The sequence below is a fragment of the Arthrobacter sp. DualSoilB13 genome (genome assembly GCF_055389195.1).
In genome coordinates, this window is sequence record NZ_AP035865.1 from 1,647,923 (window position 1) to 1,660,447 (window position 12,525).

Consider the following 12,525-nt stretch of genomic DNA (forward strand, 5'->3'; position numbering starts at 1 on the left):
CTGGAAGCTATCAGACGACTGTCAGCGTCACCACGGAGTCTTCCGGTACCTCGGTGTTGACGGGATTCTGGTCCCGGACGGTGCCGAAGAACCCACCGAGGACTTTGTTGACCTCAACCTTAAAACCGAGTTTCTTCAATTCCTTTTCAGCTTCAGCGGCCTGCTTTCCGATGAAACTGGGGACCTTGACCAACTTGGGCCCCTTGGACACGGTGAGCGTCACGGCTTCGCCCCGGATGAGGGTACCGTTGGCCGGCACCTGGGAGACCACCGCGCCCTTCGGGACCGCCTTGTCATTGACCGTCTCAGGGGCGATGACTGCTTTTAGGCCAGCGTCCTGAAGAGCCTTGACTGCTGCATCCTGCGCCAGCCGGCGCACGTCGGGCACGGGGATGGGCTGGGGCCCCTTGGAGACCGTCAGGGCCACCGGGGTGCCATGCCTGACTTCCGTGCCCTTGACCGGGTCCTGGGAAAGCACGACGCCGGCGGGCACTTTCTCATCGAAAGTCTCCGTGACGTTGCCGAGAGCCATCTCGGCAGCATTCAGCGCAATCTTGGCCTCGTCCAGAGTTCCACCGGTCAGATCGGGCAAGGGGAAAAGCTGGGCACCTTTGGAAACGAACAACGTGATGGGCTGAAATTTCCGCACTTCGGCACCGGATTTGGGTTCGGTCCCCACCGCAAGGCCGGCAAGGATATCGTCGTCGAAAACGTCCTGCGGTTCCGATTGGAATCCGGCGGTGCGGAGAAGCTGCTGGGCTTCGGCAACGGTTTTGTTTTTGACATCCGGTACGGTCCCCGGCGATCCGGGTCCCATACCGAAGAACCATCCGGCCGATGCCGCCAGCGTCGCGAGGATGACAATCACGATGGTCCAGATGATGCCACGGCGCCGGGGGTTGCCCTCGCGCAGGGGCCGGCTCGGTGTTGCTGCGGCCCTGGCGCGGTCCTTGCTCTCCTGCCGTTCGATTCGCTTCAGCTCCCGCTTGCCCGGTTGGCGCGCGTCCATCTGGTTCCCGGGAGCAACGACGGCGCTTGGCCTGCCGGGACCACCCGCAGCCATAACGGTGGTGGGGTTGCTTTGCTGGGAAATGAATTCCGTGGGCGACACAGTGGCGGCTAACGCTTCTGTGGGGTTGCTTCCCGAACTGCCAGGTTGAGTGGTTGCCGCAGCGGCTGCGGGGGAGCCTGACGGCCGGAAGGCTGTTTGCCTGCGGTCCAGTTCCTCGTCCGACAGGGTGGTGCGGATGTGACGGAGCTCCGTCAGCAGCGCAGCGCCATCCACCGGCCTGTTCTCCGCATCAACGGAGGTACACCACTGCACCAGCTCATCAAGGTCCTCTGCAAGGCCCGGAGCAGCATCCGAGGGGCGTCCCACCACCGCATTGACGTGCTGGTAGGCGACCTGAATGGGGGAGTCTCCCACATAGGGCTGTTTGCCCGTCAACATCTCATACAGCATGATGCCGGCCGAGTAGATGTCGCTTCTGGCATCTGCGGGCTGGCCGAGCACAAGTTCGGGGGCCAAGTAGGCCACTGTTCCGATGAGGGCGCCGGTGCTGGTATTGGCGGAGATGGCCCTAGCCAGGCCGAAGTCTCCCACTTTGATGCGTCCGTCGTCTGCAATGAGAACGTTTTCCGGCTTGACGTCGCGATGGATGAGCCCTGAGCGGTGCGCGGCTGCAAGGCCTTCGATCACAGGATCGATCAATGCCAGGGCAAGGCGCGGCGGCAACGGGCCTTGTTCGCCAAGGGTGTCGCGGAGGGTGTGTCCCTTGACGTACTCCATCACCAAGTAGGCAATATGGCCGTCCTCGCCTTGGTCGAGCACGCCGACGATGTGCGGGTGCGAGAGGCTCGCGGCCGCCTTGGCTTCGCGGCTTAGTCGCTCCAGGAACGTGGGGTCATTGGCCAGATGCGGGTGCAGGACTTTGAGGGCCACGTCGCGCTCCAAGCGCTGGTCCGTGGCCAGGTAGACAGTGGACATTCCGCCCCTCGCCAGGCGGGAACGGACAGTGTATCGGCCGTCCACAGTGGTCCCGATGAGGTGGTCCTGCATTGGTTCTTGCACCATACGATCCTAAACGAGGCAGGGAAGGGGCCCGAATCCACAAGGGATGCGGGCCCCTTCCAAGGTGCAGCTGACGGTCTAGCCGAAAGTGCGCTGGCGTGCCTTGATCGACTCGACGTAGCGCTTGGTGTCGTCGTACATGCCGTATTTGCTGACTGAATACTGGCCCTGGTAGTACCCGGCGATTGCCGTGTCCAGGTCCTTGCTGGTGGCAATGAGCGTCCGAATGATCGCCACACCTGCGGTGGCATTGTCGTAAGGGTCCAGAAGGTTGAGCTTGCGGCCCACCAGATCCGAAGCCCACTGCCCGGAGGAGGGGATAACCTGCATGGTGCCGATGGCATTTGCGGGGGAGACGGCGCGCTGGTCAAAGCCGGACTCCTGTTCGGCGAAGGCCAAAGCCAGGGACGGGCTCACACCCATGCGCCGTGCGGTGTCGGCAACGATGCTCTTCATCTCAGCGCGGCTGGGCACCGGCGAAGCATTCAGTAGTGCCTTGTTCTCGTTTGCTGAGCTGACTACTGCCGGCGGGTAGGTGAAACCCAGGAACGTGCTGGGTACCAGCGGCTTGGTCTCTCCCGCAGGCTGCAGGCCGGCGCCCGGGATGGTGAGCTTTTGGCCCGGGTAAATAACGGTGGTGGCCGTTACGTTGTTATTGGCGGCCATCAATGCAGCCAGGGTAACCCCGTGGCGGGAAGCGATGGAACTGAGGGTGTCGCCTGCCTTGATGGTGTAGGAACCTGTACCGGCCAGCGGGGCGGGAGCAGGCGCAGGAGCTGCCGGCGCTGATGGCGCCGATCCTCCACTGACCTTGATCTTCTGGCCGGGGTAAATGATGGAGCTTCCGTTCAGCCCGTTCCAGCTGAAGATGCTGGACAGGGGAACGTTGTGCTTGGCTGCTATGGCACCCAAGGTGTCTCCGGGGACCACGGTGTAGACGGTGGCGGTGGTGGGGGCGCTGGGTGCACTCGGGGCGGAAGGGGCCGGCCGCGTCGGTGCTGCCGGGGCGGTGCCAGTGAGCTTGATGGTCTGTCCCGGGTAGATCAGCGTGGTGGCAGAAAGCTTGTTCAGCTGAAGAACGGCCGTGGTGTCCAGGTTGAAGCGGCGCGCGATGGCGCTGATGGTATCGCCGCGGACAATCGTGTAGGTGTCCGGTACGGACGGGGCCATGGGGCGCAGGGCGGCCGGAAGGGTGGCCGCCACCGCATTGGCAGGAATGACAGTGCCCACGTTGACTGCTTGCGCCTTCATGGCGGCGGCAAGCGTTGCCGGGAGCTTTCGTGGTTGCGGCGCCGGTGTGGCCATGGACGGTTGGGCCAGGGCAAGTGAGGACAAAACCACGGCGGGAAGCGCAGCCGTGGTTGCCGCGATAACCGGCATGCTCATGGTTCGTTTCGGCGAACGGGGCGTCGTCATGGAATGTGTCCTCATCTCAAACAGCGGGGGATTGTTACTGCTGTTGTCAGTGTTACCAACGGGGCTGATGTTATCAATGATGCAAATGTGATCAGTGTGAATCTCTCATACTTAGTCGATCAGCACAACAATTCCTGTCAAACCGAACAAACAGCCACAATTCACGCAGATGAACGGCCCCTGTAAAGCGTCGGCACACCATCGTCGTCGAACGTCAGCTAGGCGCGGGGCGGGGCGGCGTGGCAACCTTATTCCGTGAGTAATGTAGAAAGCCTTGTTTCCGACTGGCTGCCGCTGCCGGATGTCGCCGATTTATTAGAAGTTTCCATCACCAAAGTCCACGGACTTCTGGATGAGCGTGCGCTGGTCGCCATCAGGCGGGGAGAGCGGAACATCCGCTCCATCCCGGCCCTTTTTGTCCAGGACGGGCATGTTGTAGACAGCTTGAAGGGGACCGTTGCGGTTCTCAGCGACGCCGGCTACAACGACGAAGAATTGATTATCTGGCTTTTCACGCCGGATGAGTCATTGCGGGGGCGTCCCATTGACGCCCTGCGCGAGGGGCGCAAGACAGAGATCCGGCGTCGCGCCCAGTCTTTGGCCTGGTAACGCCTTCGACTTTCCAACCGGCCTCCTCACGAGGAGGCCGGTTAAAATGCCGACGACGGCGGTGACTCTCACCGCCGTCGTCGTCGCATGTGTATTAGGCCCCTCCATTCGTTGGGGGCGCTTCACAAGTGCTTTGAATTCGGACCGTCCAAGGTATCCGCGTCGGGCAAGGGATCCGCGTCAGGCCGCACGGCTGACAGCTGCTTCTGCCAGCTGGCGCAATGCCACCAGCGGCAGTTCCTCAAGGGGCAGGCGTTCAAGAGCTTCGAAGGCTCTATCGCTTAGCTCGCCGATCAACGCTTCCGTGGCTTCCAAAGCACCGCATTGGACCATGATGCGCCGAATCTCAGCTACTTCGTCCTCCATCAGGAGAGGGTTGCCGAGCATGCGGTCAAGGTAATCTGCCTCGGCGCGAGATGCCTGGTTGATGGCAAACCCAACCAACACGGTCCTTTTGCCTTCCCGGAGATCGTCCCCGGCGGGCTTGCCGGTAGTTTCGGGATCTCCAAAGACACCCAGGACGTCATCGCGCATTTGGAATGCTTCGCCTAAGGGCAAGGAGAACTCCGAATACCCAGTCATCAGGCTGGCCGGTGCGCCGGCAAGTGCACCGCCCAACGCCAACGGGTGCTCAGTTGAATATTTGGCGGACTTGTACCGAATGATGGATTGTGCCCGCGCCACAGATCCCGCCCGGTCACGCACGGGGCCGGCCACTTCCTCCAGGATGTCCAGGTACTGACCTGCCATCACTTCAGCCCGCATCACGTTGAAGATCCGGCGTGCAGGGCTTCCAGCTGCTGCCCGGGGGCCGATTTCCGTAAACGATTCCTCGCTGAAGGAAAGGCAGAGGTCGCCGGTCAGGATGGCAGCCGCATCCCCAAACCGCCCGCTGTCCAGCGCCCAGCCATTGACTTCATGGAGCTGGCTGAACCGTTTATGCACGCTGGGACCGCCGCGGCGGGTGTCGGATCGGTCAATGATGTCGTCGTGGATCAGGGCGGCCGCCTGGAAGAGTTCCAAGGCGCACCCGGCGGTGACAATATCCTGGTCGTCGGCAGCGCCTCCGGCGCCCCTCCAACCCCAGTAGCACATCAGTGCCCTGAGGCGTTTGCCGCCGGTAACGAGGGCCGAAATGGATCCGATGAGTGGTTCGGCGTCCGGAGAAACCGACGCCATGAGTTCCTGTTGGGAGGACAGGAACCCGTTCAACCTGCCGGCGACACCGCCAATGAACTGTGCCTGCTCCGAGCTGACAAGTGAAGCGGCCGTCACTTGACGGACCCGGCCGCCACGTTCGCACCGATAGTGAACGTAGAGACGCCTTCTTTTTGCCTCACCGAGACATTCACCGTTTCGCCGTCACCACGAATGAAATCCAAGGACGTGACGTTCCCAACAGCGGACGGTCCCGGGACAAGTTTGAAGCCCTGAGCTTCCATGGAGGTCTTGTAGTAGTCCACAACACCCTCGGGTGGGGCTTTGACCGTTCCAACCAGAGCCACGGTGGCTACTGCCTCGCTCTTATCCACGCTGCTTGAACGAATGGAAGTGTTGGGCATGACCGGAATAAGTTGCGCAGGAAAACCAGGAACCAGCGCATTTACCGTTGCTGTGGTGTCCGGTGCCGGCGCGGGCGATTCGGTGAACGTCGTAGTTTCAGGTGAGGCTGTGGACCCCGAAACGGACGGGGATGGTGTTGACGTCGCCTGGGTGGATGCCGAAGCGGCACCAGATGTGGACGGCGCTGCCGTACCGCCGGGCGATGGTGTGCATGCTGACGCCGCCAAAGCGACACTGACTGCGAGCAGGGCAAACCCTCGCGATTGAGGAGTTCCAAAGAGCTTCACAGGGTATCCTTCCTGGGGCTGAGCCGGACTGTGCCTCCAGTTTAGTCAGTGGCCGGGCATAGTATTGCCGATGTGAGGCAGGAAGCATTCGGTGGCGCTCAAAGCGCCGGTAGCAATCCCGCCCGCAGCGCCGGAGATGCTCTGCGGGAAATGCGGCGAACCAGCATACTTCACGTGGATATGGACGCCTTCTTTGTCTCCGTCGAACTGCGTAGCCGTCCGGAGCTTCGAGGCAAGCCTGTGATCGTAGGATTCCCCGCGGAACGATCGGTAGTACTTTCCGCTTCCTATGAGGCCCGTGCCACGGGCGTGAAGTCGGCCATGCCGATGTCCATCGCCATGAGGCGGTGTCCTTCTGCGGTGATCATCAACCCCCGGCACAAGGAGTATTACGAGGTCTCAGCCCGGCTCATGGAGATCTTCGCTTCCATCACAGACCTTGTGGAGCCGCTGAGTGTAGACGAGGCATTTCTGGATGTGAGCGGGGCAATTCGTCGCCTTGGGTCACCGATGGACATCGGCCACCTCATCCGCCGCAGGGTCCAGTCCGAACTTGGCATCACGGCATCCGTAGGAATCGCCAGCACCAAGTTCGTTGCCAAGATCGCATCAACGAGGTGCAAACCTGACGGCATCCTCCAGATCGATGCCGAGGATTCCATCCGTTATCTGCATAGTCTTCCTGTCGGCGCATTGTGGGGTGTTGGAGGAAAGACGGCCGAAGTGTTGTCGCGTCTGGGCATCCGCACGGTGGCCGATGTCGCCGCAACCCCGCTGGCGTCGCTCAAAAAAGTTCTGGGAGCCAGCGGTGAGCACGTTCACCGCTTGTCCATGGGTATTGACCCGCGCCCGGTAACTCCAACCAGGCTTGAGAAGAGCATCGGAGCGGAGGAGACGTTCTCCGTGGATACGTCAGACGAGGCCTTGCTGCACAGGGAATTGCTGCGCCTGTCGCACCGCACTGCCATCCGGCTGAGGAGCTCAGGCATGCTGGCCAGGACCGTGGCGCTGAAGCTTCGCTACGCGGACTTCTCAACGGTCACACGCAGCCGCACCATGCAGACCCCCGTGGACAGCGCCCAACTGATCTACCAAGTGGCCGTGCAACTCCTTGAATCCTTGGGCACCCGGTCCATGAGCGTTCGATTGGTAGGGGTGCGTGCCGAGCAATTGGAGCCGGCAGGTCAGACGTCTCTGCAGTTAAGCCTTGATCGACGGGATGACAACTGGCGGGCGGCCGAACAGGCATTGGACCGTGTCTCCGAGCGTTTCGGGTCCAAAACCCTTCTTCCGGCCCGGTTACTGGAACCCGGCAAGCCCGCAACGGACACCTGAGGAACGAAGGGGTTTTGCGGCAGGACTCCGGGCGTCTTTCAGAACGGCGTCCGACAAACTATCCTATTTATTACAGAGATTTAGATCGTCTGGACAAACTGTTTCCTGAACAGTCGGCCCCGAGATGCCCGCTGAACCAAGAGGGGATTTTCGGGGAACGATTTTCTTGGTCCGATCGTTATGGAAACAGACGCACAGGAAGCGTTATGTCCAGACGCTGGCTGACTAAAGGAGGTCGCGATGCCCCTCTCGGAGCACGAACAGAAGCTGCTTGAGCAACTTGAAAAGCAACTTCATGAGGACGATCCGAAGTTTGCCAACACCATGGGGTCGGATCCCATCCGCAGCTGGTCTACCCGGCATGTGATCATAGGTGTGCTTGGTGCCATTGCCGGTATCCTGCTCCTGCTTGTTGGAGTATCACTGCAGGCGATACCTGTGGGTGTCCTCGGCTTCGTTGTCATGGGTGCTGGCGTCTATTTCGCTACGTTGCGTGGCGCGGCCTTCGGCAAAGCCAGCAAAGGGAAGCCCGGTAAGAGCAAACCAAAGAGCTCGTTCATGAGCAGCCTGGAAGAGCGATGGGACGAACGGCGTCGCGACGACAACTGACAGTCCGCTTCGAATCGGCGTTAGGTTGCCACGGCCTTACCTGAGTCAGTCTTGTCCCTGAGGTGCCAGGGGACAAATAACGAAAGACCCGCGCTGCGGGTCTTTTCGCATTTAAGGCCGAACATCCTTCAGCCAGGAAATGCCAGTCCGTTTCCCCATCCACGGACGTTCCAAGGCTCGCTCCACATTCCACCCTTTTCTCCACATTGCTCCCCGTGCCTCCGATCAGTGCCGTATTTGCCGGTTTTCGTGTGCAAAATTCGGAAGCGGGGCCCGGGCGACTCTCTGCCTCCGCATGGTTCCTCCACTTTCCGCCACCACCCGGAAAACCGCGTGAGTTCAGGGCGGAAGAATCTCAAAGTGGTGGAGAAACGCTCCCTGGTGCGTTGACTGTGGGGCGTTGTGGAGTAAAGTGGAGAACATAAGAGGGTAGTGGCAGTGTTGGGCATGTGCGGGCACCTTGATTGAGGGGCGGTGGGGCCAGTGTTTCTGGGTACTCACTCGCCGCGTCTCGATGAAAAGGGTCGAATCATCCTTCCAGCCAAGTTCCGCGAGGAGCTTGCCGATGGACTGGTTCTCACCAGGGGCCAGGAACGCTGCATCTACGTCTTCAGCCAGAAAGAATTCGAGCGCATTCACGAGTCGATGCGGGAGGCACCACTGTCTTCCAAACAGGCGCGTGACTACATTCGGGTTTTCCTGTCTGGAGCCTCTGATGAGGTACCTGACAAGCAGGGGCGCGTGACGATTCCGCCGGCGCTCCGGGCTTACGCAGGGCTTGGTCGGGAGCTGGCGGTCATTGGAGCCGGTACCCGGGCCGAGATCTGGGACGCCGAAGCTTGGAATGAATACCTCAACGAGAAGGAAGCAGCCTTCTCGGAAACGGATGACGAGAATCTGCCCGGGTTCATCTGACCCCGGTTGGATGAAGCCGCAGTCCAGCTTCTTGAATGGGATCTCCAGCCGCCCATCGAACTGTCTTCCTGGCTCAACTTCCCCTGAGCCAGGCCGGCGGCCGATAGGCGCGGATGGGGATCCGATTCAAGAAACAGCATGTAAGCGATTGAGGAAAGAGGAGGCAGCGTGGAAGAGCAGGACGCGGCAAAGCCCACATCGGAGCGCCACGTGCCCGTCCTGAAAGACCGCTGCATCAACCTGCTCGCTCCCGGATTTGAAGCTGCCAGAAAACGCGGTGATACCCCCGTGGCCATCGATGCCACCTTGGGTATGGGCGGACACTCGGAGGCAATGCTGCAGCGTTTCCCGGATCTCCACCTCGTGGGCATCGACCGTGACGAGGAAGCCTTGGCTCTGGCCGGTGCCCGATTGGAACCCTTCTCCGACAGGACCGACCTCGTCCACGCGGTCTACGACGAGATCGAGGACGTCCTTCTGGACCTCGGCATAGCAGAAGTCCACGGCATTCTGATGGACCTCGGGGTCTCCTCATTGCAGCTCGATGAGCGTGAGCGGGGCTTCGCCTACTCGTACGACGCACCCTTGGATATGCGGATGGATACCAGCCGCGGGCAAACAGCGGCTGATGTAGTCAACAACTACAGTGAAGACGAATTGGTGCGCATCATCCGCAAATGGGGCGAAGAGAAGTTCGCCGGGCGGATAGCCAACAGGATCGTCAATGCCCGCACGGACAAACCTTTTGCAACCACGGGGGAGCTCGTAGAGCAGATCCGTAGCGTTGTCCCTGCTGCAGCCGCCAAAAGTGGCGGACACCCCGCCAAGCGCACCTTCCAGGCTTTGCGGATTGAGGTCAACGAAGAACTCGATGTCCTGGAACGGGCAGTTCCGGCAGCTGTGTCCGCGACTGCCATGGGGGGTCGGATCGTGGTGATGTCTTACCACTCGCTGGAGGACAAGATCGTGAAGTCAGTTTTCCAGTCTGGTTCCAAATCATCTGCGCCGCTCGGTTTCCCGGTGGAGCTTGAAGAACATAAACCCGAACTAAAGACCATCACCAAGGGCACGGAAGTGCCTACGGCAGCTGAAATCGCTGAAAATCCCCGTGCGGCGTCTGCCCGGCTGAGGGCAGTGGAGCGTATCAAACCGAGGAGAGACGCATGAGCAACGCCGCAGCGAAGATTTTGCCCTCCACAGTGGGTAGCTCTGCCGGCAGCCTTTCCGCGCCGTCGGAAAAGGCCGAAACCGGTCGCAAAGCCCGCACGCCCTTGTCGGTGGTACGCAGTGCCCCGGGCAAGCGGAGGACGCCGTTCGTCGTCCTTTGCTTTGTGGCGATGGCGGCCGCACTCCTGACGGTTCTGGTGTTGAACATCTCCGTGTCCACGGCGCAGTACCAATTGGTGCAGCTGAAAGCCGAAGCTGCAACGCTGAATAAGGAAAACCAGGACCTGACACAGAAGAAGCAGAACTACGAAGCTCCGCAGAACCTGGCTGCGAAGGCAGCAGAATTGGGAATGGTTGCTTCCACGGTCAAGGGTCAGATCGATCTGAACACCATGGCAGTGACCGGCAAGGCATCACCGGCGGTCAAGGGAGACAACCCCGGTGCCCTGCTTGCAGCCCCGGCCGTTGAGGGGTTGATTGATGTGGTTCCGTCGGTGACAACCAAAGACCCCTTGGAAAGCCGCACTACGGAAGCAGCTCCGGTGGCTCCGGCAGCAACGCCGTCCACCCCGGCAGCACCCACCGCGTCCCCTGCCGCTGCCCCGCCTGTTGAACTCCACGGGGGATCGGTACCGGCACCCCGGCAGAAGGCACCAGGGCAGTAGACCGTCAGACCACCGAAGCAGGGCCAGCAGCAAGGAATCAACGTGGCAAAGAACCCCGGCACATCGACAAAAACGAAGACGCCGGCGGCAAGAAAGCGGTTGCGCGTTGGCCTTGGCATCATGCTGACCCTGCTGCTGGTGGTGGGCGGCAAGCTTTTCATGGTCCAGGGCCTGGACATGGGCGGCATGGCTGAAGCCGCCTTGGCGAGCCGCCTGACTCCGCAGGTACTCCCTGCCGAGCGGGGACAGATCGTGGACGCAAACGGCACAGTGCTGGCCAGTAGTGTGATCCGGTACAACATCGTGGTGGACCAGACGGTCAACACCGGGACAGAAACCTTCCATCGCTTCAATGAGAAGACCGAGAAGCTGGACGAGATCACCCGAGATCAAGGGATTGCCGACCTCGCCGGGCTTCTGGGGGCAGACGAAAGCACCATCCGAACGTCACTGACCGGAGACAAGAAGTACTTCATGGTGGCAAAGGACGTGAAGCCGGAGCTGGAAGACCGGATCTCAAAGCTGTATATCCCCGGACTCAGCGCGGAAGGCGTCAGCAAGCGCGTTTATCCCAACGGCAGCGTCGCCGGAGGTGTGGTCGGTTTCCTCAAGGACGGAACCAGCGGCCAGGCTGGTATAGAGCAAACGCAGGACGAGATTCTTCGTGGTGTTGAAGGTAAACGTGTCTTCGAAATAGGTGCTGACGGACTCAGGATTCCGGTGGCGACAGATGAACTCACTCCGGCCGTCGATGGCAGCGACGTCAAACTGACCATCAACACTGATATCCAGTACTTTGCCCAGCAGGCCATCCAGAGCCAAGTCAACAAGATGAACGCCGAGTGGGGTTCCATCATTGTGATCGACACCAAAACGGGCAATCTCATTGCCTTGGCCGATACCAATGCGCCGGACCCCAACGACCCCGGGAAAGTCGATGCCAAGGATCGCGGCGTCAGGTCCGTAACAGCCGCCTATGAGCCCGGTTCCGTGCAGAAGATGATGACCGCCGCGGCCGTGATCGAGGAGGGGAAGTCATTTCCCCTGGACCACTTCACCATCCCTTCGGCCTACACCATTGACGGGCAGACGTTCACCGATGCTTTTGAGCACGGCACTGAAGAGCGCACCCTTGCCGGAATCCTGGGGTGGTCCATGAACACCGGAACGGTGATGGCGGGTAGCCGGCTCACCAAGGAACAACGGTACGACTGGCTGAAGAAATTCGGTATTGGAGAGCAAACGGATATTGGGCTTCCAGCGGAAGCTACCGGCATACTGGCCAAGCCCGAGCAGTGGGATGACCGCCAGCAGTACACGGTGCTTTTCGGTCAAGGCGTTTCCCAGTCGACACTCCAGACAGTGCGTGCTTTCCAAAGTATTGCCAATGATGGCGTGATGCTGCAGCCCAGGCTTATTGACAGCTACATCACTCCGGAGGGTGAGGAACAGAAAGTTCCCGCGAAGGACTCACGCCAGGTGGTTTCCAAGGAAACTGCCCAGCAGGTCCGGGACATCCTGGAAAGCGCCGTGACCGAGGGGCAGATCAAGGATGCAGCCATCGACGGTTATAGGGTGGGGGCCAAGACGGGAACGTCCCAGGCGCCCCGCGAGGATGGGCTGCCCGGCTTTGACGGTTTCACGGCCTCCATGGTGGGCATGGCCCCCATGGATGACCCGAGGTTCATCGTGGAAGTCGTCCTCCAACGGCCCAAAGGAAACATCTATGGCGTCACGAATGGGCCGGTGTTCCGGTCCGTGATGTCCCAGGTCCTCCGGACCTACAACGTGGCCCCGTCCACCGGGACGCCCGCGCGGTTGCCGCAGTTCGTCAAGTAAGCTTCTTGGGCGTCTGTTTCGGCTAAATAGCGATCCACCACCAACGGCC

At 60.8% G+C, this 12,525-nt stretch carries 11 protein-coding genes; 7 read left to right on the forward strand and 4 right to left on the reverse strand.

The window, feature by feature from the left end:
- Positions 1–10 precede the first annotated feature (10 nt).
- Together pknB and ACZ5J0_RS07660 are read right to left on the reverse strand one after the other, a co-directional pair.
- Complete coding sequence (pknB, locus tag ACZ5J0_RS07655) at positions 11–2,074, reverse strand: Stk1 family PASTA domain-containing Ser/Thr kinase (protein ID WP_464094521.1); 2,064 nt, start codon at positions 2,072–2,074, stop codon at positions 11–13.
- Between the two features lie 75 nt (positions 2,075–2,149).
- Positions 2,150–3,487 carry a lytic transglycosylase gene (locus ACZ5J0_RS07660; RefSeq protein WP_464094522.1) on the reverse strand — a complete coding sequence of 446 codons (1,338 nt, stop codon included), beginning with the start codon at positions 3,485–3,487 and terminating at the stop codon, positions 2,150–2,152.
- A 255-nt stretch (positions 3,488–3,742) separates the two neighbouring features.
- Between ACZ5J0_RS07660 and ACZ5J0_RS07665 the strand changes: the two genes are divergently transcribed.
- Positions 3,743–4,096, forward strand: coding sequence for an Rv2175c family DNA-binding protein (locus ACZ5J0_RS07665; RefSeq protein WP_166842736.1), 354 nt, complete (start codon positions 3,743–3,745; stop codon positions 4,094–4,096).
- Positions 4,097–4,276: 180 nt separating this feature from the next.
- On the opposite strand, the gene ACZ5J0_RS07670 is transcribed toward ACZ5J0_RS07665, so the two are convergent.
- On the reverse strand, positions 4,277–5,371 hold the full coding sequence (locus tag ACZ5J0_RS07670) for a polyprenyl synthetase family protein (RefSeq protein ID WP_464094523.1): 1,095 nt from the start codon (positions 5,369–5,371) through the stop codon (positions 4,277–4,279).
- The gene (locus ACZ5J0_RS07675) at positions 5,368–5,946 is read right to left on the reverse strand and encodes a hypothetical protein (protein WP_166842738.1); all 579 of its coding nucleotides are present in this window, start codon (positions 5,944–5,946) and stop codon (positions 5,368–5,370) included. Before ACZ5J0_RS07675 ends, ACZ5J0_RS07670 begins: the two co-directional genes overlap by 4 nt.
- 72 nt (positions 5,947–6,018) lie before the next feature.
- Between ACZ5J0_RS07675 and dinB the strand changes: the two genes are divergently transcribed.
- The 6 genes from dinB to ACZ5J0_RS07705 all read left to right on the forward strand — a co-directional run bounded on the left by dinB (position 6,019) and on the right by ACZ5J0_RS07705 (position 12,476).
- Positions 6,019–7,281, forward strand: coding sequence for a DNA polymerase IV (gene dinB, locus ACZ5J0_RS07680; protein ID WP_464094524.1), 1,263 nt, complete (start codon positions 6,019–6,021; stop codon positions 7,279–7,281).
- Positions 7,282–7,521: 240 nt separating this feature from the next.
- Positions 7,522–7,890 (forward strand): DUF3040 domain-containing protein, encoded by a 369-nt coding sequence (locus ACZ5J0_RS07685; RefSeq protein WP_142939537.1) that lies wholly within the window; start codon positions 7,522–7,524, stop codon positions 7,888–7,890.
- A 483-nt stretch (positions 7,891–8,373) separates the two neighbouring features.
- Positions 8,374–8,805 carry a division/cell wall cluster transcriptional repressor MraZ gene (gene mraZ, locus ACZ5J0_RS07690; RefSeq protein ID WP_142939536.1) on the forward strand — a complete coding sequence of 144 codons (432 nt, stop codon included), beginning with the start codon at positions 8,374–8,376 and terminating at the stop codon, positions 8,803–8,805.
- A gap of 168 nt (positions 8,806–8,973) precedes the next feature.
- Positions 8,974–9,972, forward strand: coding sequence for a 16S rRNA (cytosine(1402)-N(4))-methyltransferase RsmH (gene rsmH / locus ACZ5J0_RS07695; RefSeq protein WP_166842741.1), 999 nt, complete (start codon positions 8,974–8,976; stop codon positions 9,970–9,972).
- On the forward strand, positions 9,969–10,637 hold the full coding sequence (ftsL, locus tag ACZ5J0_RS07700; protein WP_166842742.1) for a cell division protein FtsL: 669 nt from the start codon (positions 9,969–9,971) through the stop codon (positions 10,635–10,637). The genes rsmH and ftsL overlap by 4 nt, the downstream gene beginning before the upstream one ends.
- 42 nt (positions 10,638–10,679) lie before the next feature.
- Positions 10,680–12,476 (forward strand): peptidoglycan D,D-transpeptidase FtsI family protein, encoded by a 1,797-nt coding sequence (locus ACZ5J0_RS07705; protein ID WP_142939533.1) that lies wholly within the window; start codon positions 10,680–10,682, stop codon positions 12,474–12,476.
- Positions 12,477–12,525: the final 49 nt, after the last annotated feature.